This is a genomic window from Micrococcus terreus (assembly GCF_900116905.1).
Classification (GTDB): domain Bacteria; phylum Actinomycetota; class Actinomycetes; order Actinomycetales; family Micrococcaceae; genus Citricoccus; species Citricoccus terreus.
Genome location: NZ_FPCG01000002.1, coordinates 422,459 through 444,227, shown reverse-complemented (window position 1 = coordinate 444,227; position 21,769 = coordinate 422,459). Strand labels below are relative to the sequence as shown.

21 protein-coding genes, 1 tRNA gene and 1 pseudogene are annotated in these 21,769 nt (G+C 68.0%); 18 read left to right on the top strand and 5 right to left on the bottom strand.

Going from position 1 to position 21,769, the window contains the following annotated elements; genetic code table 11:
* The coding region (cmtR, locus tag BM355_RS04440; protein ID WP_091695440.1) for a Cd(II)/Pb(II)-sensing metalloregulatory transcriptional regulator CmtR at window positions 1–313 on the bottom strand (313 nt) is incomplete at its 3' end.
* 708 nt (window positions 314–1,021) lie between these two features.
* On the opposite strand from cmtR, the gene BM355_RS04435 reads away from it, so the two are divergent.
* Window positions 1,022–1,144: a hypothetical protein gene (locus tag BM355_RS04435; protein WP_425435588.1), complete on the top strand. Its 123-nt coding sequence runs from the start codon at window positions 1,022–1,024 to the stop codon at window positions 1,142–1,144.
* Window positions 1,145–1,506: 362 nt separating this feature from the next.
* On the opposite strand, the gene merA is transcribed toward BM355_RS04435, so the two are convergent.
* Window positions 1,507–2,931 (bottom strand): mercury(II) reductase, encoded by a 1,425-nt coding sequence (gene merA / locus BM355_RS04430; protein WP_091695185.1) that lies wholly within the window; start codon window positions 2,929–2,931, stop codon window positions 1,507–1,509.
* 107 nt (window positions 2,932–3,038) lie between these two features.
* Here merA and BM355_RS04425 point away from each other — a divergent pair, with 107 nt between their 5' ends.
* The 8 genes and pseudogenes from BM355_RS04425 (at window position 3,039) to BM355_RS04390 (ending at window position 9,683) form a co-directional block, all read left to right on the top strand.
* Complete coding sequence (locus tag BM355_RS04425; RefSeq protein ID WP_019157843.1) at window positions 3,039–3,428, top strand: heavy metal-responsive transcriptional regulator; 390 nt, start codon at window positions 3,039–3,041, stop codon at window positions 3,426–3,428.
* Window positions 3,429–3,822: 394 nt separating this feature from the next.
* Window positions 3,823–4,167, top strand: a pseudogene (locus tag BM355_RS14540) (AMP-binding protein); the annotation flags it as partial.
* 440 nt (window positions 4,168–4,607) lie between these two features.
* The gene (locus BM355_RS04415; RefSeq protein WP_143109411.1) at window positions 4,608–5,579 is read left to right on the top strand and encodes a hypothetical protein; all 972 of its coding nucleotides are present in this window, start codon (window positions 4,608–4,610) and stop codon (window positions 5,577–5,579) included.
* A 131-nt stretch (window positions 5,580–5,710) separates the two neighbouring features.
* On the top strand, window positions 5,711–6,553 hold the full coding sequence (locus BM355_RS04410; RefSeq protein ID WP_245760584.1) for a phage holin family protein: 843 nt from the start codon (window positions 5,711–5,713) through the stop codon (window positions 6,551–6,553).
* Between the two features lie 85 nt (window positions 6,554–6,638).
* On the top strand, window positions 6,639–7,283 hold the full coding sequence (locus tag BM355_RS04405; protein ID WP_091695169.1) for a CDP-alcohol phosphatidyltransferase family protein: 645 nt from the start codon (window positions 6,639–6,641) through the stop codon (window positions 7,281–7,283).
* Window positions 7,280–8,200, top strand: coding sequence for a DMT family transporter (locus tag BM355_RS04400; protein WP_091695166.1), 921 nt, complete (start codon window positions 7,280–7,282; stop codon window positions 8,198–8,200). The genes BM355_RS04405 and BM355_RS04400 overlap by 4 nt, the downstream gene beginning before the upstream one ends.
* A 71-nt stretch (window positions 8,201–8,271) precedes the next feature.
* Window positions 8,272–9,510 (top strand): glycosyltransferase, encoded by a 1,239-nt coding sequence (locus BM355_RS04395; protein WP_091695163.1) that lies wholly within the window; start codon window positions 8,272–8,274, stop codon window positions 9,508–9,510.
* Between the two features lie 99 nt (window positions 9,511–9,609).
* Window positions 9,610–9,683 (top strand) — tRNA-Ile (locus BM355_RS04390).
* Between the two features lie 103 nt (window positions 9,684–9,786).
* On the opposite strand, the gene BM355_RS04385 is transcribed toward BM355_RS04390, so the two are convergent.
* A complete protein-coding gene (locus BM355_RS04385) occupies window positions 9,787–10,797 on the bottom strand; it encodes a C40 family peptidase (protein ID WP_091695161.1) in 1,011 nt (336 codons plus the stop codon).
* A gap of 429 nt (window positions 10,798–11,226) precedes the next feature.
* Here BM355_RS04385 and BM355_RS04380 point away from each other — a divergent pair, with 429 nt between their 5' ends.
* Window positions 11,227–12,429, top strand: coding sequence for an acyl-CoA dehydrogenase family protein (locus BM355_RS04380; RefSeq protein ID WP_091695158.1), 1,203 nt, complete (start codon window positions 11,227–11,229; stop codon window positions 12,427–12,429).
* 199 nt (window positions 12,430–12,628) lie between these two features.
* Entirely contained in the window at window positions 12,629–13,741 is a 1,113-nt protein-coding gene (locus BM355_RS04375) for a glycosyltransferase (RefSeq protein WP_091695436.1), read from the top strand.
* A 1-nt stretch (window position 13,742) separates the two neighbouring features.
* Here the strand turns inward: BM355_RS04375 and BM355_RS14315 are convergent, their stop codons facing one another.
* A complete protein-coding gene (locus tag BM355_RS14315) occupies window positions 13,743–14,351 on the bottom strand; it encodes a M23 family metallopeptidase (protein ID WP_177227830.1) in 609 nt (202 codons plus the stop codon).
* Window positions 14,352–14,721: 370 nt separating this feature from the next.
* On the opposite strand from BM355_RS14315, the gene rpsB reads away from it, so the two are divergent.
* From rpsB to BM355_RS04340, 6 genes are all read left to right on the top strand, one after another.
* Complete coding sequence (gene rpsB, locus BM355_RS04365) at window positions 14,722–15,618, top strand: 30S ribosomal protein S2 (RefSeq protein WP_091695152.1); 897 nt, start codon at window positions 14,722–14,724, stop codon at window positions 15,616–15,618.
* Between the two features lie 128 nt (window positions 15,619–15,746).
* A complete protein-coding gene (tsf, locus tag BM355_RS04360) occupies window positions 15,747–16,583 on the top strand; it encodes a translation elongation factor Ts (RefSeq protein WP_091695149.1) in 837 nt (278 codons plus the stop codon).
* 224 nt (window positions 16,584–16,807) lie between these two features.
* Window positions 16,808–17,557, top strand: a complete 750-nt coding sequence (gene pyrH, locus BM355_RS04355) for a UMP kinase (RefSeq protein WP_091695432.1) — start codon at window positions 16,808–16,810, stop codon at window positions 17,555–17,557.
* Window positions 17,558–17,627: 70 nt separating this feature from the next.
* Window positions 17,628–18,185, top strand: coding sequence for a ribosome recycling factor (gene frr / locus BM355_RS04350; protein ID WP_091695147.1), 558 nt, complete (start codon window positions 17,628–17,630; stop codon window positions 18,183–18,185).
* Between the two features lie 12 nt (window positions 18,186–18,197).
* Window positions 18,198–19,151: a phosphatidate cytidylyltransferase gene (locus BM355_RS04345; RefSeq protein ID WP_091695142.1), complete on the top strand. Its 954-nt coding sequence runs from the start codon at window positions 18,198–18,200 to the stop codon at window positions 19,149–19,151.
* 69 nt (window positions 19,152–19,220) lie between these two features.
* Window positions 19,221–19,910, top strand: a complete 690-nt coding sequence (locus tag BM355_RS04340; RefSeq protein ID WP_091695138.1) for a DivIVA domain-containing protein — start codon at window positions 19,221–19,223, stop codon at window positions 19,908–19,910.
* Between the two features lie 9 nt (window positions 19,911–19,919).
* Here BM355_RS04340 and BM355_RS04335 read toward each other — a convergent pair whose 3' ends face one another.
* Window positions 19,920–20,408 (bottom strand): Lrp/AsnC family transcriptional regulator, encoded by a 489-nt coding sequence (locus tag BM355_RS04335; protein ID WP_091695134.1) that lies wholly within the window; start codon window positions 20,406–20,408, stop codon window positions 19,920–19,922.
* Between the two features lie 182 nt (window positions 20,409–20,590).
* On the opposite strand from BM355_RS04335, the gene pdhA reads away from it, so the two are divergent.
* Complete coding sequence (gene pdhA, locus BM355_RS04330) at window positions 20,591–21,769, top strand: pyruvate dehydrogenase (acetyl-transferring) E1 component subunit alpha (protein WP_091695131.1); 1,179 nt, start codon at window positions 20,591–20,593, stop codon at window positions 21,767–21,769.

Here is a 21,769-nt window from a genome sequence, read left to right as displayed (position 1 = left end):
GATCGATGCACGGGGCGTCTTCGTCCACTGCCAGGGTGGCATCGACCAGTGCCGTCAGCGCCTGCGCCAGGTGCGAATCGGCGATCTCATATCGTGTCCGACGACCCTCGGGCTCGAAGACGACGATCCCGCAATCGCGCAGGCATGCCAGGTGGTTGGACACGTTCGGGCGTGTCAGGTCCAGATCTCGGGCCAGTTCCGCCGGGTAAGCGGGATGGTCGAGCAGGGTCAAGATGATCCGGGATCGAGTGGGGTCGGCCAGTGCACGACCCAGGCGGTTCATCACGTCGAGACGCGAAGCAATAGTCAGCATGGACTGAACTATACAGCGCGCGCTGAACACTCGGTCACAGGCGTCAGCCCAGATCGCATGCCCGTAAGGGGAACCCCCACCGGACACACCCGCCACTGGCCAGGCCACACGCACTCACGGAGTGGGCAGCGTCCCGCATGACCCGCCCGGTGAACCGTTCCAGCGACGGGGGCCATACGGTCCGCCCTTAAGGAGCTCAGCGCCTACCCGAGTCGGGCCACGGTCTGCGTCAACGCACGTGGGGGTTCTGGACATTTCCGTCTACTCCACACGATGTCACCGAACAGATCTGACGGTGGGTATACCCGATTTCACACTTGAGGTCCTGACGTCAGATTGCCGTCAGAGCGGGTTGCGAATCGGTCATTGAACGGTCGTGTTGAACCGGGCTTAGAGGTGGTTTGTCAGGGTCGCGTCTCCGTGCAGTCGTATGTGTCGACACGATCCACAGTGTCTCTCAACCTATGGGTTACAAGACGTCTCGTGGTTCCCTCCGTGAACGCATGACGAGGGCGCGGATTTGCGGGCTTGCGCCCCACGAAAAAGTCTCGCAACTATGTATCGGAAGTCGGCGGCTGTAACCGTGTACTCAACGTTGGTTGCGAGTCACTCAGCCCGTCACCGGCGTGGCCACCCTCGATGGTGGCCTTCCCGATAGATGCGCTCATGCCCGGGCAGCATTTGACAGACTGTGAGTCTCCAAGGGACTTGTCAAATGTCAGCGCGCTGTGCGAGGAACTGGGCATCACCCGCCAGACCCTTTACCGCCACGTCTCGCCCACCGGTGAACTGCGCGAGGCCGGCAACAAGGTGTTGGCCCAGCGCCGATGACTACCGCGGAACGCAGGCCAGAGACCTGTCCAAGGCTGCCCCGTATGGCGCCCGTCGCGGTACGGGCCACCGGACGGCTCCTACGGGATCATGCCCGAGGCGTGCTTGAGTGTGCCCAGGTCAAACGAGAGTGCGTCCGGTGAGGGTTCCCCATGCGGGACCCTCGGAAGTGTGCCGTCGAGGGACCGTCGCGAGGTGATCGATGGTGATCGGGTCACCGGCGGCGCGCAGCCGCAGCAACGGGACCAGCAGGGCGGTCTCCTCGGACCGGACGAGCCGGTCTGCCAGGTCGGTGGTCTGTCAGGTCGGTGGTGAGGATCGTCTCATTGAGTGCGTCCAGTTCTATTGGGGTGAGTGCGCGGTCAGGCGCAGCAGGACAGCTTCGAGACGTCGGTGGTGAAGGCCTTGGCGACGATGCGGATGCCTTCGGCCATGGTCAGGTATGGGGCCCACGCGTCGGCGACTTCTGCGATGGTCTTGCCGAGGATGTGGACGCCGGCGGCGGCGAGCTCGCCGGCGTCCTTGGCGACAGCGGTGAGACCGAGGATCTCGCCGGTGTCGGCGTTGGCGACCATCTTGATGAACCCACGCATGTCCCGGTTCACCAGCGCACGGGGCACGTACTCCAGTGGCAGGACGCGGCAGTCGCAGCGGATCCCGGCCGCGATGACCTCCTTCTCGGTCATCCCGACCGCGCCGATGGCGGGACCGGTGAACGTCACCCGAGGCATCCGTGTGTAGTCGACCGAAGTGTTGGCGTCGGTGAAGGCGTTCTCGGCGACGATCGTGCCGTGCCGGGCCGCGACATAGACGAACTCGGGGTGCCCGGTGACATCCCCGCCCGCCCAGACGCGGGGGTTGGCGGTCTGCAACTGGTCGGTGACCATGATCTGTCCGGCCTCGCCGGTCTTCACCCCCACGGCCTCGAGGTTGAGCCCCTCGGTGACCGGGCGGCGTCCGAGCGCGACGAGGATCTCGTCGGCACGGAACTCCTGCTCGCCGCCCGAGACCTCGGCCATGACGACGACCTGCCCGGTGACGGTATCGCGGGCAACGCGGGAGGGAACAGCGCGGCGGACCACCCGGATGCCCTCGTCGGCGAAGACTTCCTGCAATGATCTGGAAACCTCCGGCTCCTCCTTCGACGCCAGCCGAGAACGCACCAGCAGGGTCACCTTCGAGCCGAGCCGGGCGAACATCTGGGCCAGCTCCAGCGCCACGTAGCCACCGCCGAGCACCAGCAGCGAGTCGGGGCGCTCGGACAGTTCCATCGCCGACGTCGAGGTCAGGTACTCGACGCCGTCCAGCCCCTGGATGAGCGGGACCCAGGGACGGGTGCCGGTAGCGATCAGGTAATGGGCGGACTCGATGGTTTCCACGGTGCCTTCAGCGGCGGTGACCTCCAGCACAGGCGCATCCGGGGTGCCGGCGAAGGCCGCCTGGCCCTGGCGGACCGGCCAGCCGTAGGCTTCGGCCACGTCGAAGTACTTCTCACCCCGCATCGCCTCGACCAGGTCCTGCTTGCCACCCACCAGCCCGGGCATGTCGACCGCGCCCGCGGTGGCGGCAATCCCCGGGAACCGGGAGCCCGCGTCCGCGGCCACGTGGCGGGCCTCGGCGGCCGCTATCAGCGCCTTGGACGGCACGCACCCGGTGTTCACGCAGGTGCCGCCGAACGTGCCGCGCTCGACCATCACCACCGACTTGCCCAGCGTGGTGGCGCGGATCGCTGCGGCGAACGCCGCGCCACCCGACCCGATAACGGCCAGATCAATCTTCGACTGCATCCCGAACCCTCCCCGGACTGTTGAGAAATCCTCCTGATGCGGCGATACTAAAGCTTCCAGTACAGGGGAAGGTCAAGGGTGAGACCTGTGACACACGAGGGGTGAGGATGCGGATCGGGGAGCTCGCTGAAGCGGCCGGCACGACCACGAAGACTTTGCGGTTCTATGAAGACCAGGGGCTCTTGCCCCCGGCCGAGCGCACGCCCGGCGGCTACCGCGACTACACGACCGAGAGCCTCACCCGGATCGACTTCATCCACCGCGGCCAAGCCGCCGGACTCTCCCTCGCCCAGATCCGGCAGGTCCTCGACATCCGCGACCACGGCCAAGCTCCCTGCGATCACGTACGCGACCTGCTCGACGCACGCCTGACCGACATTGACCTGAAACTCAGACAGCTCCACGACCTGCGCGACACCCTCGCCGGGCTACGCGACCAGGCCGAGCACGTTGAGCCCGACACGTGCAGCTCCGACCAGGTCTGCCGGTACCTGTAGCCAAGCCCGACGCCGCACGGACACGCCATCGAGGGGTGGTGGTCGACCGAGCCCCAGCCGCACAGCTGGAACGTTCCGCCTCGACCTACTGACACGAAAGTGTCAGCGGCGCAGTGGGCATCGGAACTGCGCCCGAGGGACTCACAGCACGTATCGATCCGGGTGGGTCGACAGGGGTGAGGGTCGCCAACCCCGGTAGTCGTATGGGGATGGCCTTACGGACACGCAGGGCATCGCTACCACCCCCTCGCGTGCGAGGGAGTGGAGGCCGCCACTGAGCGTCTGAAAAACCCCGCCAATTAGCGGACAAAGTCACATGCTTGGACTTCCTGCGTGAGGGGGACACGTTGGTGATCCGTGCCTTGGACCGGATCGCCGGCAGTGAGTTGGTGGCCTGGCCTCCCTCTGGCCCTCCGAGTCGCTGAGCGCTGTCCGTCTGCTGATCTTCGGCGGCGAGGCGTGTTCGATGTCCCTGGTTCAGCGCTTGGCGCATCCGGGCCGCGAGGGGTGGAACACGTACGGGCCCACTGAGACGACGGTGATCGCCTCGGGGCAGCTGCTCAGCGTGGAGCCGCCGATCCGGATCGGTCGGCCTGTTCCCGGGTGGCGACTGGCTGTGGTGGATCCGGACGGGGTCCCGGTGCGCTGGGGTGACACCGGAGAGCTGGTGATCGCCGGTGTGGGCCTGGGACGCTACCTGGACCAGGCCAAGGACGCTGAGAAGTTCGCTCCGCTGCCCCGGGAACCCGGTGCGCCATGTCACGCAGGATCAGCTGCGGGACGTGGACGTCAGGCATGCCCGGCATGCCCGGTATCCCCGGCATCGTGCTGGGAGTCGGGCATGAACGCCACGGAGCCGCGGATCCCGGCTCCCATCCCCACCCCCGCCCAGCAGGTTCCCGAGGGAGATCTGCCGCCGGGTGACCGTCCGCGGCCCGGCCGCCGGCCCCCACGCGTCGCGTGGACCGGAGAGGGAGAGCCCACCGGCTCAGAGCAGATCACGACGTCGGCTCCCTTGCGCAGGCGTCGGCGGGCCGGCTGGGGCGGTGGTGCAGTCCTGAACATTCCCACGCGCGATGGCAGCCGGACTCGACGTCGCATCACCGGTGTCGATGCGGCTCGGGGGGGGCTGCGCTGATCGGCATGGTGGCGGCCCACACTCTCCCCGAGGCTGACCCGGTGACCGGAGCTCCCACCTTGTCGTGGCTGCTCTTCGGCGGCCACGCCTCTGCCCTCTTCGCGGTGCTTGCCGGTGTGGCCGTGGCCTTCATGATGGGTGGCCGCCGTCCGAAGACGTGTCGGAGGCTGCTGCTGCGTGCGCGCGTCGGCCTGCTGGTGCGGGCGCTGCTGCTGCTGGTGTGGGGGCTGGGGCTGAACGCGCTTCCTCTGCCTGTCTACGACATCCTCCCGCACCTGGCGTTGCAGACCTTCGGGGCGGCGACGCTGTCGAATCCGACGCTGGTTGACCTCGTCCTGGATCCGGCGGGACTGCTGCTCTCGTTGCTGCTGACGGCCGTGTATCCGGCGGTGACCTGGATGGCCTTCATCCTGCTGGGGATGGCCCTGGGGCGGATGATGCTGCAACGTCGCTCTGTCCAGCTAGGTCTGTTGGGAACCGGCGGACTCCTGATGCTGCTCGGCAACGGGATCTCGTGGCTGGCTGTCCACGCGTGGGGCGGGTCGGGGCGGATCGTCTCGGAGAGTCACGGTGCCACAGCAGACAGTGTCCGGCGGGCCATGCTGTTCGGGGGAGACCCTGCTCTGCCGTCGGATTCCCCGTGGTGGCAGCTGGTGGTCGGACCCCACTCCAACACCACGCTGTCCTGGGCCGCCAGTGCGGGAATGGCGCTGGTGGTCGTGGGCGGGGCCCTGTGGGTCTCGCGCAGTGCAGGCCAGCTGCTCTGGCCCCTGGCCTCTCTGGGCAGCATGACCCTCACCGGCTACACCATCCACTTGGTGGTGCTGGCCTCCGTGCACGTGGACCACCACCCCTGGCTCTGGTTCTGGGGGCAGGTGGTGCTCGGCATCCTGCTGGCCATGGCCTGGCAGCGGGCGGTCGGCCGCGGACCGATCGAGGCTGCCGTCAGCAGGCTGTCTCGGCTGGGGGCAGCAGTACTGGTCCGGCCGGAAGGGCGGCGGTCGAGAAGCTGAGCAGTGGTAGTTTGGTCGTGCCTGTGTGTTCCGCACACGGGACCACACCCACACCGACCACCGAGGGAAGGCACGAACCGATGGCCCAGCAGGGTTCCCCAAGAGTCTCGGACCAGACTCGTTCGAGCTCGTTGACCGATCTCGCCGCAACCGGCGTGCGTCTCGTCCCCAAGCAGCTCAAGGACGAGTTCACCATGGCCAAGGGCCAGCTGACGAAGAAGGGCGTGAAGGTCGGCATCGGAGTCGGCATCGCCGTCGTCGGCCTGGTCTTCCTGTTCGTCATGGTCGTCTCACTGATCGTCGCGCTCATCGGCGGTCTGGCACAGCAGCAGCCGATCTGGTTCTGGGCCCTGATGGTCGCCGCGGCAGCCCTGGTCCTGGCCCTGATCTGCCTGCTCATCGGAGCACTGCGGATCAAGGGCGCGATGCCCCTGGTCCCCGCGGAGACCATCCGTGGCTTCAAGCACGACCTGGGCTACCTCAAGGAGGGCAACGCCTTCAACCCCGCCGAGTTCGACCGGCTGGAGGCCCAGCGCGCTGAGGACAAGAAGGCCGAGCAGGCCCGCCAGGCCGAGCGTCGCAAGCAGGCCGAGCAGGAGAACAAGGAGGCCGTCAAGCGGGGCGAAGCCCCCAAACATCACGAGTCCTCCGAGCCGTCCTATGACGAGCTGCGGCGCCGCACCCAGCTGCGCCGCCAGCACCTGGGTGACATCCGCTCCGGGGTGGAGGAGAAGACCGACGTGAAGGGCCAGCTCCACGCCTTCACCTCTCAGCTGGGACGTCCGCGTCGGTACGGTGCCGTCCAGGCCGGCGACCCCACTGCCCCCACTGCGCCCTACAGCACCGGCGCACGCGCTGGCGAGAAGGCCAACGAGGCCGGAGAGTACGTCAAGGACCGGTGGCAGCCGCTGGCCCTGCTGGGGGCCTCCACCACTGCCCTGGCGGTCTTCGTCCGCCAGCTGGGCAAGAAGTAAGCCAGCAGACGTGTGCGGCGCCTTGGTCACCTGACCAGGGCGCCGCCGTCGTACCTGGACCAGGACGCCGGACAGGAGCCGCAGGATGAGACTGATAGGGGCAGGGCGCCGCGACGACATCGACTATGTCGTCACGGACCGGTTCTGGACGGTCCCCAACATCCTCACGCTCCTTCGGTTCGGTCTGGTCCCGGTGTTCGTGGTGCTGGTGGCCACCCAGCAGCACCTGAGCGCCTTCATCGTGCTCGCCGTGCTCTCCAGCACCGACTGGGTGGACGGATACATCGCTCGACGCTTCAACCAGATCTCCACCACCGGTCAATGGCTGGATCCGCTGGCCGATCGGCTCTCCCTGATGGTGGTCGCCGTGACCCTGGTGGTCACGGGGATCGCCCCGTGGTGGCTGGCGGTCTCGATCATCGTCCCGGACCTGATCCTGGCCGGAACCGCGCTGGCCCTGTTCGGTGGCAGCCCGGAGCTTCAGGTCAGCGTGCTGGGCAAGGTCCGCACCGCCTTCCTGCTGGTCGGTGCCCCCGCCCTGCTGCTGGCCGAGGTCCCGGGATGGGATCGTGACCTGATCACGGTGATCGCCTACGTGCTGCTGGCCGTCGGATGCATCGGGCACCTCGGAGCGACGATCGACTACCTGCGTCAGTGCTTGCTCAAACATCGGACGATGCGCGCCGCCGGCCTGGACCCGCGGGATCGGCAGAGCTGGAGCAGGGAATGAAATGGATCTCCGTGGCCGCGGCCCTGGCCGGTGCGATCTGTCTGGCCCTGGGATCGGAACGGCAGTCGGTGGGCGTACGGGCCCATGCGGCGGAGATCCGCCTGCATCCGAGGGGCCATCTGCGGCTGCTGGGGTCCTGGCCGTGGCTGCTCGGCGGGCTGCTGATGCTGGCCGGAATCACCCTGAACGTCTACGCCCTGGCCACTGCTCCGCTGACCGTGGTGCAGCCGATCGGCGCGCTGGCCGTGGTCATCACCACGCTCCTGCACGCGCGCACCCAGCGGGTGCGTCCCAGCAGCACCACCGTCAAGGCCATCTCGGCCTGTGTGCTCGGATCGGCCGGTTTCGTCCTGGTGGCCATCCTCGCCACCCAGGAGAACCCGGCACCCACCCGGAGTCAAGAGGTGGTGACGGCCTGGATCGCGGCGGCGGCCACCGCCCTGTTCGCCCTGCTGGCTCTGGCGCTGCGGCGCCGTCCCAGTGCGTTCGTCTACATCCTCGGCGCCGGCGTGCTGTTCGGGTTCGTGGCGGTCTGCGTGCGCCTGGCCTCCATCCACATCCTGCGGGGGGACACCGGTGGCGTGCTGGGCCTGGGGGTTCCGTGGTTCGAAGTGGCGATCCTGGTCGCCTCGGGTGGCCTGGGCGTCTACTTCGTGCAGAGTGCCTACCAGCATGGTCCGCCGGATCTGGTGGTGGCCGGACTGACGGTGATCGACCCGATGGTGGGCGTGCTGGTGGGCATCCTGGTCCTGGGCGAGCTGGAGCCGGGGCTGCCGGTCTGGGTGGGTCTGTGCATGGTGGCGGCCGGTGCCGTTGCTACCCTGGGGGTGGTCGCGCTGTCTCGTCACCACCCGGATGTGGTGGCTCGCCGGGAGGCGGCGGCAGCGGCCGCGGGGGGAACCGCAGGAGCGTCTTGATCGATCGCGCAGAGCGATCCGGCGGACGGTCACGTGTGCCGAGCCGGTGTGGGCCGGCCTGACGCCCCCTGATGAACCTGACACGAACCCTGGACAGGAGTCGCCACCTCGTGCCGACACAGACGCAACGCCCGATGACCGTGCTGATCGCGGCCGACACCTACCCGCCGGACGTCAACGGAGCCGCGGTGTTCTGCCACCGTCTGGCTCGAGCGCTGCACCAGCGCGGTCATGACGTCCATGTGGTCGCCGCCCGGAACGACGCTGGTCCGGATTCGGTGGAGCGGACCGAGGAGGCCACCGTCCACCGTCTTCAATCGGTGCCGGCACCCACGCATGAGTACTACCGGCTGGTCTTCCCCTGGCACGCCAACCGCTCGATCGGACGGCTGCTGGATGAGCTGCGGCCGGACGTGGTGCATGTCCAGTGTCACTACATGATCGGCGAGGCCGCCATCAATGAGGCTGAACGGCGGCGCATCCGCACCATCGCCACCAACCACTTCATGCCGGAGAACCTGGAGCCCTTCCTGCCCTTCCCGCAGTGGTTCCGGGACATCGTCTCGAGGACCTCCTGGCGGGACATGGGGCGGCTGATGGGAAAGGCCGCCGCGGTGACCACTCCCACGGGCCTGGCTGCGCGCACCATGTCCGAGCACGCCGGCCTGGACCATGTGCTGCCGATCTCCAACGGCATCGACTCCTCCGCGTACGAACAGGCACCGGGGGAGACCGTGGAGAAGGCCGACCACCCGGTCGTGCTGTTCGTGGGTCGTCTGGCGGTGGAGAAGAACATCGACGTCCTCATCCGTGCGCTGGCGCTGATGGACCCGGCCCTGAACGCCCACCTGGAGATCGTGGGCGACGGCGAACAGCGCACCGTGCTGCGCGAGCTGGTCGCGGAGCTCGGAATGAGTGAGCGGGTAACCTTCCACGGTCACGTCACGGACGAACAGCTGCACCGCCTGTATCTGCACGCCGACCTGTTCTGCCAGCCGGGCACCGCCGAGTTGCAGTCGTTGGTCTCCCTAGAGGCGATGAGCGCGTCCAAGCCCGTGGTGCTGGCCGACGCGCTGGCTCTGCCCCACCTGGTGGAGGACGGGGAGAACGGCTACCTGTTCGCTCCCGGCGACGCACAGGATCTGGCGGAGAAGCTCAGCGCCGTTCTCAGCGCATCTCCAGCAGACCGCGATCGGATGGGCGAGGCCTCCCACGCCCGGGCCGTCCAGCACTCCCAGGAGAAGACGGTCTTCCTGTTCGAACAGCTCTACCGGGGTGCCTCGCCTGAGCAGATCCGTGCCCAGCTCTGACTGACCATCACGGCCATGTCCGTTCCCGACGGCGGCCGGACCAGTAGAGTGGTCAGGCGCAGGTGGGTGCCGGGTCGCCGGTTCCCCCGGCACCGAGATGGGGCGTTAGCTCAGTTGGTCAGAGCAGAGGACTCATAATCCTTGGGTCGCGGGTTCAAGTCCCGCACGCCCTACCCCTGGACGAGGCGAAGCCTCCACCACGACGACGGTCCCCGACCGGGCGAGATGCCTGGTCGGGGACCGTCGTCGTCTGCTTGTTCCCTGTGCGGGAAGGACTCAGTTGTAGCGTGCAGCGGTGCCCAACATGTTGTTGGGGCTGTAGTACAGGTCCGTGATGCGCACACCGGTGGTGGGGTTGCGGGCGTGGGCGATCTTGCCGTTGCCCACGTAGATCGCCACGTGGTGGATCCCGGAGGCGGAGCCGTTGTTGGACCAGAACACCAGGTCGCCGACCTGGATGTTGCTCAGGGAGACGATCTGATCGGCGGAGGTGTACTGGTAACGGCTGGTGCGGGGCAGGGTCTGGCCGCCGGCCTCGAAGGCGGCCTTGGTGAACCCGGAGCAGTCGTAGCCGGTGGGGCCGTTGCCGCCCCAGACGTAGCGAACGTTGGGGTCGTTGGCCTTGTTGATGGCCCAGCTCGCGGCGGTGGCCTTCCACGAGGACGAGGTGGATCCTGTGCGGATGATGGGCGCCGGTGCCGTCGCCGTGGATCCGGTGGTGAGGTAGGCGGTGCTCACCCAGCCGGTGCGGCCGTTGACGGTGATCTGCGTCCAGTAGGCGGTCTTGGTGCCAGTGGTGGACACGGTGGTGCCCTGTGCCAGGACCGAGATCACGGAGTAGGAGGTGCTCGGACCGGTGCGGAAGTTCAGGCCGCTGGTGGTCCGGGCCGTACCGGCCGTTCCCGTGCTCGGTGCGGGCGCGGTCGAGGTGGCGCTGGTCAGGTAGTAGGAGCTGACCCACCCGGTGCGACCGGCTGCGGTGACCTGGACCCAGGACCCGCTGGCGGAGCCGGTTCGAGTGACCGTGGTGCCGGGAGACAACACGGAGATCACCGAGTCGGACATGCTCGGTCCGCTGCGGAAGTTCAGGTAGGTGGTGGTGGAGGCGGTTCCAGTGGGGCTGGCCGTCACGGAGACCGGAGCTGCCACCGCTCCGGTGGAGGTGGCGACGGCACCACCGAAGAGGACTCCGGTGCTCAGGGCTCCGGCGGCCAGGCGCTGCTGCATACGCTTCTTGGCTGCGGTCCGTTCGGCGATACGGCGCTGACGGCGAGTGGTGTAAGACATGGGAAGGCTCTCAGGTGCGGGGACAAGGCGAGGCACACGTCGAGACGAGAACGTCCGGGGGAAGACGAGTGACGAGGTACTGCGAGGATGTGGTGAGGTGCGCGTGGAAGAGTCGTTGAACACTTTCACCGTTATGGAATGTACACCTTCGTTATCGAAACGTCATCTTTTTGTGTGAGTCAGGCCACACTGTGTCGCATGTCGTCAGGCGCGGGAGGGGTCAGAGGTGCTCGATCGAAAGATTGGGCCACCGTGACCGTCATGACCGTACTGTGACGTAGGTTGCCCGGTGTCACGCGGTGGCAACGCTCGACCCGGCCGGGGTGGATCTTGTTCGCGGGGAGGCTCAGGCGGTATGTTACTGAGCAGTAACTCTGGTGCCGATCCACCGCCGGAGCACCGATTCCAGAGTCCTGCCCAGGAGAGCACATGAGCGCACAGCGCACCGCACCCGATCCCGAGAACCCGCCCTACGCCGACGGTGACTTCTACGCCTTCGACCAGCTGCTCACCGACGCCGAGCGGACACGGCTGGAGGAGATCCGTGACTTCTTGGAGGCCGAGGTCCGTCCGGTGGCCACCGACTTCTGGAATCGCGATGAGTTCCCGCATGAACTGGTGCCCAAGCTGGCCCAGCTGGATGTGGTCTCGCCCGTCCGTCGCCAGGGGCACTCGAATCTGTTCGCCGGTCTGGCTCACGCCGCCTTCACGCGCGTGGACACCTCGATCGCCACCTTCATGGGCGTGCATGACGGCATGTTCACCGGAACCATCGAAGAGCTGGCCTCGGAGGAGCAGAAGGCCGAGTGGCTGCCGGACATCTACTCGTTGAAGAAGATCGGTGCGTTCGGCCTGACCGAGCCCCTGGGCGGTTCCGACGTGGCCGGCGGCACGCGCACCACGGCGGAGAAGCAGGGCGACACCTGGGTCCTGAACGGCGCCAAGCGGTGGATCGGCAACGCGACCTGGTCCGACTGGGTGGTCATCTTCGCCCGCGATGTGGCGGACAATCAGGTCAAGTCCTTCCTGGTGGACACCAGGACCCCGGGCTACTCCGCCACCAAGATCGAGAACAAAATCGCCCTGCGGTCCGTCCAGAACGCGGACATCACCCTGGACAACGTGGTCATCGACGACCATTTCCACCTGGCACACGGGAACTCCTTCAAGGACGTCAACAAGGTCCTGAAGGTCACTCGTCTGGCTGTCGCCTGGCAGGCCGTGGGTCAGCAGATGGGGGCCTTCGACGTCGCCCGTCGCTACGCGGTGGAGCGTCAGCAGTTCGGCAAGCCCTTGGCCTCCTTCCAGCTGGTCCAGGAGCAGCTGGTCAAGATGCTGGGCAATGCCGTGGCCAGCACCGGCATGATGGTCCGCCTGGCCCAACTCGAGGACGAGGGGCAGGCCCGGGACGAGCACTCCGCCCTGGCCAAGGCCTACACTACCGAACGCATGCGGGAGACCGTGGCCATGGGCAGGGCCCTGCTCGGCGGCAACGGGATCGTGGCCAGCTCCGACTATGAGGCCGCCAAGATCTTCGCCGACGCCGAAGCCGTCTACTCCTACGAAGGCACCTACGAGATCAACACGCTGGTGACCGGACGAGCCATCACCGGAATCTCCGCGATCGTCTGAGCCGCCCGTCCGCGAAACCGTCCCAGACAGAGCACGACGACGGCGCCGCACCTCCCAGCGCCCCTCGCCGGCCCGGCCGCGCAGTCATTGCCTGCGCAGGCGGGCCGGTAGCGTGTCTGGCATGTCCGATGCCGTTCCCGCCGCCCCTGCACGCCCTGACCGTTCGTCGGTGCAGCGCCGGTCGTCACTGCGGCTGTTCATGGACGCGCGGTACACGCGCACGGACTTCCACGACGGAATCTCACGGTACGGGGCCAGCCTGATCGGGGCAGTGGCCCCGCTGGCCGACGTGACCATGGTGATCTCCGATGAGGCACAGCTGCCGATGCTCCCGCCCGGGATCCCCTGGATCAAGGTCAGTGACCCGACCTCGGCGGCTGAACCGTTCCTGGCGCGGCAGCTCAATCCCCACCACCCGGACGTGGTCTTCAGCCCGATGCAGACCTTCGGCTCCGCGGGCCGGGAGTACGGGCTGATCCTGACCCTGCATGACCTGATCTACTACCAGCACCGCACTCCGCCGCGCGATCTGCCGGAGCCGGTCCGACTCCTCTGGCGGATGTTCCACCTGGCCTACTGGCCACAGCGGCTGGTCCTGGACCGGGCAGATGCCGTGGCCACCGTCTCCCGGACCAGTCAACGCCTGATGCGCCGGCACCGTCTCACCAGTCGCGAGATCCGCGTGGTCGGCAATGCGCCTCAGCCGGTGGACACTCCCCGGGATCCTCAGCAGTCCCCGGATCGCACGCTCGTCTACATGGGCTCGTTCATGGACTACAAGAACGTGGAGGACCTCGTCCGCGGCATGGCAGCCCTGCCGGAGTACACGCTGCACCTGCTCTCGCGGATCACTCCCGTCCGCGAGGCCGAGCTCAGGGACCTGGCCGAGTCCGCCGGGGTGAGGCAGGAGTCCATCGTCTTCCATCGCGGCGTGAGCGATGAGCGCTATGTGGAACTGCTGCGGCGGGCCACCGCACTGGTCACGCTCTCCCGATCTGAGGGTTATGGGCTGCCTGTGGCGGAGGCGATGTCCCAGGGGACGCCCGTGGTGCTGTCCGATCTGGAGATCTTCCGCGAGATCGGCGGGCAGGATGGAGAGGCGGCCCGCTTCGTGGCCCTGGACGGGCAGGCTGCGGTGGCCTGGCCGGCGCGGGTCCGAGAGCTGGAGGACCCGACCGTGTTCGAGGTCGCCTCCCGCGCTGCCGTGTCGCAGGCCGGCACCTTCAGCTGGGAGGCCTCTGCCCGTGCGCTGGTCCGGCTCGCCGAAGAGGTCGCCGCCCGCCGGTCACGCCGACGACGCCGCAGCGGCTGACTCAGCCACTGCCGGGAGGCGAGCCGTCCAGGGGCCAGAGCACTGAGGGGCCGGACCAGCCCAGCAGCAGGGCGGGGTCCACGTAGCGGTCCCGCACGGTCGCACCGACCTGCCAGCCATCGGGGACGCGGACGCCCCAGTGGACGCAGAGGACGTCGCAGTGTGCCACCGAGGGGTCCACGGTCCCCAGCGGTTCACCGGCCCGAATCTGATCGCCGACCTCCAGCTCGGTCTGGACCGGTTCCAGGGAGCTCAGCGTCCCGTCGGGATGGGCCAGGGTCAGGACCGGCCGGCCCACCACCGTGCCCACGAAGCGGACGATCCCCGATGCCGGCGCTCGGACCGTCCCGTCGGACGAGTGCAGGTCAAGGCCCCGGTGGCCGACGGACCATGGCCGCGGGGGAGGGGTGAACGGACGCAGGAGGTCTTCGGGCCCGGTCCCCGCAGGCGGCGCCCATCCGGTGGGAGGGGTTGCATCCTGTTGGGGTGACGCCGCTGCGTGCTCACCCTGCTCAACAGGCGGCCCGAGGGCTGGGGGCGACGGAGCCGTCAGCGGCCAGCCGAGCAGCAGGGCGGTCGCCGCGGAGCGGAGGAGGAGGGGCAGGGGCATGACTCCAGCGTCCGGCACCTGGGCCGCGGAAGGGAACCGGCCGTCGTCGTGATGTGGAACGGGATGGTGGTGCCGGCTCCTGTGCAGGAGTGCAGACCACCATGGGGTAAGATCTCTCCAGCAGGTGTGTGCCTTGAGTCCACGCCTGACTACGCGCATGACTGTGCCGGCTCGCCAGAGCGCGGCAGATCCCCTCCGTCGGTCCCGCTCCGGTCGATCTCTGATCCTGACCGGTCCGGGTTGTGGTGGGGAGGCCGGGTCCGCCCGCAGCCCATGCCAGGGGCCAGTCCGCAAGGACCAGGCCGTCAACCGCCAACCACCATCGGCAGTGGGACAGGGTCGAGCCCGCCACTGCCACAGAAGGAGAGTCATGCCTGTCGTGACCATGCGCCAGCTGCTGGACTCCGGTGTCCACTTCGGCCACCAGACCCGCCGCTGGAACCCCAAGATGAAGCGCTTCATCTTCACCGAGCGCAACGGCATCTACATCATCGATCTGCAGCAGTCGCTGTCGTTCATCGACCGCGCCTACGAGTTCGTCAAGGAGACCGTCGCCCACGGCGGAACCATCCTCTTCGTCGGCACCAAGAAGCAGGCCCAGGAGGCCATCGCCGAGCAGGCCACCCGCGTGGGCATGCCCTACGTGAACCACCGCTGGCTGGGCGGCATGCTGACCAACTTCTCGACCGTCGCCAAGCGCGTGCAGCGCATGAAGGAGCTCGAGGAGATCGACTTCGAGGACGTCGCCGGCTCCAGCCACACCAAGAAGGAGCTGCTGCTGCTGCGTCGCGAGCTGACCAAGCTCGAGTCCAACCTGGGCGGTATCCGCAACATGACCAAGACCCCCTCGGCGGTCTGGATCGTGGACACCAAGAAGGAGCACCTCGCCGTGGACGAGGCCCAGAAGCTGGGCATCCCCGTGGTGGCCATTCTGGACACCAACTGCGATCCCGATGAGGTCACCTACCCGATCCCGGGCAACGACGACGCCATCCGCTCCGTCAACCTGCTGACCCGCGTGGTCGCCGATGCCGTGGCCGAGGGCCTGATGGCACGCAACCAGGGCAAGTCCGGCGGCGCCGCCGCTGAGGAGCCCATGGCCGAGTGGGAGCGCGAGCTGCTCGAGCAGCACAACGCCCAGCAGGCCGAGAAGTCCGAGACCGCTGAGGCCCCCGCCGAGCAGGCCTCCGAGGCAGAGCAGACTGAGGCTCCCGCCGCAGAGGCACCTGCTGCTGAGGCTCCTGTCGCCGAGGCTGACGCCCAGTGACACACCGGTCGGCCGGCCCCCAGCGGGCCGGCCGACCGTCTCACCGGGCCTGAGGGCCCGGCCTGACTGCAACAAGACCACAGCACCACCCGGGACGAACTCCCCACAAGGTAAGGATGTGTACACGTATGGCGAACTACACCGCCGCTGACATCAAGGCCCTGCGCGAGCGCACCGGCGCCGGCATGATGGACGTCAAGAAGGCACTGGACGAGGCCAATGGCGATGCCGACAAGGCCATGGAGATCATCCGCGTCAAGGGCCTCAAGGGCGCCACCAAGCGCGAGGGCCGCTCGGCCGTCGAGGGCCTGGTCGCCGCCTCCGTCAAGGACGGCGTCGGCATCATGGTCGAGGTCAACTGCGAGACCGACTTCGTGGCCAAGGCCGACAAGTTCATCGAACTGGGCAACACCGTGCTCGAGGTCGCCGTGGCCAACGACGTGATCGATCTGGAGACCCTGCTGGCCGCTGAGTACAACGGCCGCACCCTGGGTGACCACGTCACCGAGGAGGGCGCTGTGCTGGGTGAGAAGGTCGTCGTGCGCCGTCTGGCCCGCGTTGAGGGCACCTACGTGGATGCCTACCTGCACCGCACCTCCAAGGACCTGCCCGCCCAGGTGGGCGTGCTGATGGCTGTGGGCTCCGACTCCGAGCAGGCCCAGACCGCCGCGCACGACGTCGCCGTCCACACCGCCGCCTACGCACCCTCCTACCTCACCCGTGACGAGGTGCCGGCCGAGACCGTCGAGAACGAGCGCCGCATCGCCGATGAGACCGCTCGCGCCGAGGGCAAGCCGGAGAAGGCCCTGGAGAAGATCGTCGAGGGACGCCTGACCGGCTTCTTCAAGGAGATCGTCCTCGTGGACCAGCCCTTCGCCAAGGACCCCAAGGTCACCGTGGGCAAGGTCCTCTCCGACGCCGGCACCGAGGTCGTGGGCTTCGCCCGCTTCCGCGTCGGTAACTGATCACACCCATCGGTCCCTCCGGCATCCGCGGGTGCCGGTGACCGGTAGGATCGGACCCGAATGAACCTCGAGTCCGACGAAGGGGGTGGCCACCATCACTGGTGACCACCCCCTTTGCTCTGTCTGCTCCCACTCATCTGCCCCAGGAGGCCGCCTTGTCCACCACTGACTCCACCCACACTCCGGACATCCGCGACGCCCGTTCCTTCCACGAGGCCCAGGACCTGCAGCAGTCGCAGGCCGGCGACACGCACGGCGACACCGGCCGCACCGGCAAGCGGCGCGTGCTCCTGAAGCTCTCCGGCGAGGTCTTCGGCGGCGGAAAGATCGGGGTGGACCCGGACACCGTCCGGGGGATCGGCCAGCAGATCGCCGATGCCCGTGGGCAGGTCGAGATCGCGATCGTGGTGGGCGGCGGCAACTTCTTCCGCGGTGCCGAGCTGTCGGAGAACGGCATGGATCGCCGCCGTGCGGACTACATGGGCATGCTGGGCACCGTGATGAACTGCCTGGCCCTGCAGGACTTCCTGGAGCAGGCCGGCGTCTCCACCCGCGTGCAGTCGGCCATCCACATGGAGCAGGTCGCCGAGCCCTACATCCCGTTGCGCGCCATCCGCCACATGCAGAAGGGGCGCGTGGTCATCTTCGGAGCCGGCACCGGACTGCCCTACTTCTCCACGGACACCGTGGCCGCCCAGCGCGCCCTGGAGATCGGAGCCGATGAGGTCCTGATGGCCAAGTCCGGCGTGGACGGCGTCTACACCGCCGACCCCAAGACCGACCCCACCGCGGAGAAGTACACCGACCTGACCTACGATGAGGCGCTGCTGCGCAACATCCGGGTGATGGACCTGACCGCCATGACCATGTGCAAGGACAACGACCTGCCCATGATGGTGTTCGGGATGGAGGGCGAGGGCAATGTCACGCGCGCCCTGCTCGGCGAACGGATCGGCACCACCGTCACCGCCTGATCGCGGCAGACGGACCGCCGAGGACACCGTCTAGGATTGACAGCAGACACGACCACACCGAGGAGACATTGTGATCCAGGAGACCCTGCAGGCTGCCAGCGAGCAGATGGAGAAGACGATCGAAGCCACCAGCGAGGACTTCGCCTCGGTGCGCACCGGGCGAGCCAACCCCGGACTGTACTCGAAGGTGATGGTGGACTACTACGGCTCGATGACTCCGCTGCAGCAGCTGGCCTCATTCACCACCACGGACGCCCGCACCCTGCTGATCACCCCGTTCGACGTCTCCGCGCTGCGGAACATCGAGAAGGCCCTGTCCGACTCGGAGATCGGTGCCAACCCGTCCAACGACGGCAAGGTCATCCGTGTGGTCACCCCGGAGCTGACCGCCGAGCGCCGCAAGGAGTACGTCAAGCTGGTCAAGTCCAAGGCCGAGGACCACAAGGTCTCCCTGCGCAACGCCCGCCGCAAGGCCAAGGAGGCCATCGACAAGATGGTCAAGGACGGCGAGACCGGTGAGGACGAGGGCATGCGCGCAGAGAAGGAACTGGACGCGATGACCCGCAAGCACAGCGAGACCATCGAGGAGATGGCCAAGCGCAAGGAAGCAGAGCTGCTCGAGGTCTGAGCCTTCGGATCGATGTCTGAACCCACTGACTTGACTGTCGGCCCGGCCGCGGCTCCCAGCCCGGCCGGGCCGTCGTCGTCCCCTCAGATGCCCTCCGACGCCAGCGAGGTCCCCGCCTCGCGCCGGGAACGGCAGGAGGCCGAAGCCACCACTGCCCGGGCATCCCGGGCCGGGCGCAACCTGCCGGCCGCCATCACGGTCGGCGTCCTGCTGCTCGGCGGAGCACTGGTGGGGCTTCTCTGGGCGCCGATCGTGCTCGCCGCCCTGGTGATCGCCCTGCTGTTGCTGGGCGTCTATGAGACCGCCCACGCGCTGTCCAGCCGCGGTGTGCTGGTCCCCGTGGTGCCCCTGTGGATCGGAGCCGTGCTGATGCCGCTCGGAGCGTACTTCGGGGGCATCGAGGCACTCGTGCTGGCCCTGGCCGTGACCATCCTGATCATCCTGGGGTGGGGAGTGAGCCGCGGAGCGGGCGGCCGAGGCGAGTCGGTCATGGGATCGGTGTTCGTGGCCGTCTGGGTCCCGTTCTTCCTCTCCTTCGCGGTCGCGCTGCTGCGCCTGGAGGACGGGAACCTGATGGTGGCCTGCATGCTGCTGATGGTCGTCTCCAACGACACCTTCGGCTACCTGGTGGGGGCACGCTTCGGACGGCACCCGATGGCCCCGAAGATCAGCCCGAAGAAGTCGTGGGAGGGGTTCCTGGGCTCCACCGTGGGCTCGGTGCTGGTCGGATCGGTCGCTGTGGCGCTGCTGCTGGACCACCCCTGGTGGATCGGTGCCCTGCTGGGGGCGTTGACCGTCGCCTCGGCCACCGCCGGTGACTTCTCCGAGTCCATGGTCAAACGTGAGCTCAACCTCAAGGACATGGGTTCGATGCTTCCCGGGCACGGGGGCGCGATGGACCGATTGGACTCCCTCGTCTTCTCGGCCCCCGTGGCCTACATGGTGTTCGCCCTGCCCTTCACCTGACTGGCTAGCATGGTCTCTGTCCGAGGCAGGGCCTCTGGACCCGTCAGCACCCTCATCTAGGAGCACTCGATGGCGTTCTCATCCCGGTCTCAGCCGGCCCCCTCCGGGGACAGCGCAGGCCCGTCCCAGGTTCCGGACCCCGTGGAACCCGGTAGTTCAGAGCTGCCGTTCGGCCGCGTCTCCGGCAAGGACTACGGGTACCACAGCGGCCAGGTCGAGGAGTTCATGGCCCGTGCCCGCCAGGCCTACGAGCAGGGGATCGGACTGACCGCGCGGGAGGTCCGTCATGCTGTGTTCGACGCCGTCCGGGGTGGGTACTCGGCTGAGGCCGTGGACGAGGCTCTGGATCGGCTCGAGGACACGCTGGCCCAGGCCGAGCGTGACGAGCGCATCGCCGCCGAGGGCATCCAAGCCTGGGCTGAGTCCCGACGCGCCGAACGCGAGGTGCTTCTGGGGCGGCTGAACCGGCCAGCCGGGGAGCGCTTCCGACGCCCGACTGCGGTCAGGGCCGCCAGCTACGACCAGCGAGAGGTCGATGCCCTGTGCGAGCGCATCGGCCTGACCCTGGGTGCCGACCCTGCGCCGGCCGTGGGCGGAGTCCAGCGTGGCCCGCGCCGCCCCGTGTCCGTGGATGATGTGCGCCGGTGCACCTTCGAGGCCGCGGAGGGCGAGCCCGGCTATGACGAGGCCCAGGTGGATGCGTTCCTGGATGCCGTGATCGAGTACCTCTCCGGTGAAGACCGCAGCCTGACCCGCTGAGCACCTCGGTCAGCGTCCGCCGCCAGATCCGTCCTCCAGGAGCGACTCCACCAGGGGCACCGTCCGCCAGGGGACCAGCTCGGCCATCGCCAGGGAGGTGTCCGCACGCTCCACACCCTCGATGTCCAGGATCCTGGTGTGGATGCGGAACAGGTCCTCGGCGTCACGGGCGGCCACACGAGCCAGCACATCGGCTGATCCGGTCAGCCCGTGTGCCTCCACGACCTCCGGGATGGTGGCGATCTCCTGGATGATCTGACCCAGGTGCTGCTGGCGCACATGCACCTGGACGAAGGCCGTCAACGGATGTCCCAGGCTGTGCAGACTGATCCGGCGTTCGAAGGGCAGGACGGCCCCGTCTCGGTCCAGGGCCGCCAGTCTGGCCTGCACGGTGTTGCGGGACAGGTTCAACCGAGTGGCCAGGGCCACCGTGGTGGCATCGGGGTCGGCTGCCAGAGCCGCCAGAATCCTCAGGGCGGTGGTGTCCAAGGTGCTCATGATGCCCTTCTTGTTCGGTGTGTCGTGCGCGGCGAGTGAGCAACATGCTGAATCTCGCTCCCACACATTGTGCATCACTCTCACTGTGACTAGCATCACAGGAACTGCGGACCAGACCCCGGACCGCGTGGACCCAGGACAGGACGCCGCACCCAGCGACCTGCCGGACCGAGGAGGATGCCATGGGCTCCGTCACCCTGAACACCCCGCCGACCGGACTTCCGCAGCTGCCGGAGCCGGACCTGTTGCAGCTGCTCTCCCCGGAGGGCACGCTGAGCACCGAGCATGACCTCGACCCGTGGGCGGTGGAGGTCACTCCAGAACTGCTGGCCGAGCTGCACCGTCATCTGACGGAGATCCGCCGGCTGGACACCGAGGCCACCCACCTGCAGCGTCAGGGCGAGCTGGCCCTGTGGCCGCCGCTGCTCGGACAGGAGGCGGCGCAGGTGGGTTCGGCGCTGGCCCTGCAGGAGAAGGACTACATCTTCCCCTCCTACCGGGAGAACGGTGCCCTGTATCTGCGCGGTGTGGACCCGCTGGGACTGATCCGGATGTGGCGCGGCTCCACCTTCTGCGGGTGGGCGCCCAGCGAGCATCGCGTGGGGGCCCAGCAGATCATCATCGGCGCCCAGTCCCTCCATGCCGTGGGATACGCCATGGGGGCGGCCATGGACGGTGAGGCCAGCGCCACGGTGGCCTACTTCGGCGACGGTGCCACCAGCCAGGGCGATGTCAACGAGGCCATGGTCTTCGCCGCCAGCTACCAGGCCCCGGTCGTCTTCTTCTGCCAGAACAACCACTGGGCCATCTCCGAGCCCGTGGGCCTGCAGGCGCGCCGACACATCGCCGACCGCCCCTGGGGCTTCGGCATCCCGTCCATGCGAGTGGACGGCAATGACGTGCTGGCGGTGCTGGCAGCCACCCGGCGTGCCACCGAGCGCGCCCGCAACGGCGGCGGCCCGACCTTCATCGAGGCGGTCACCTACCGGATGGGCCCGCACACCACCGCCGACGACCCCCAGCGCTACCGTCCCGAGGGCGAGCTGGAGGCCTGGCGCGCCAAGGACCCGATCGATCGGGTGGAGAAGCTGATCCAGCGTCGCGGTGAGGACCTCGACGCGGTCAAGAACGCCTCGCAGCAGGCCGCAGACGCATTGGCCGCCCGGATCCGCTCCGGACTGGCCCAGTCCGAGGAGCCCGGCCCGGCCGAGCTGTTCGACCACGTCTACGCCGAGCCGCACTCCGAGCTCGAGCGTCAGCGCGAGCACTACCGCCTCTACCTGGAGCAGTTCGGGGACCATTCCCTGCCGGCCCGTTCGGACGCCGCTGCCCTGTCCACCGCCTCCGGAACGGATCACTGA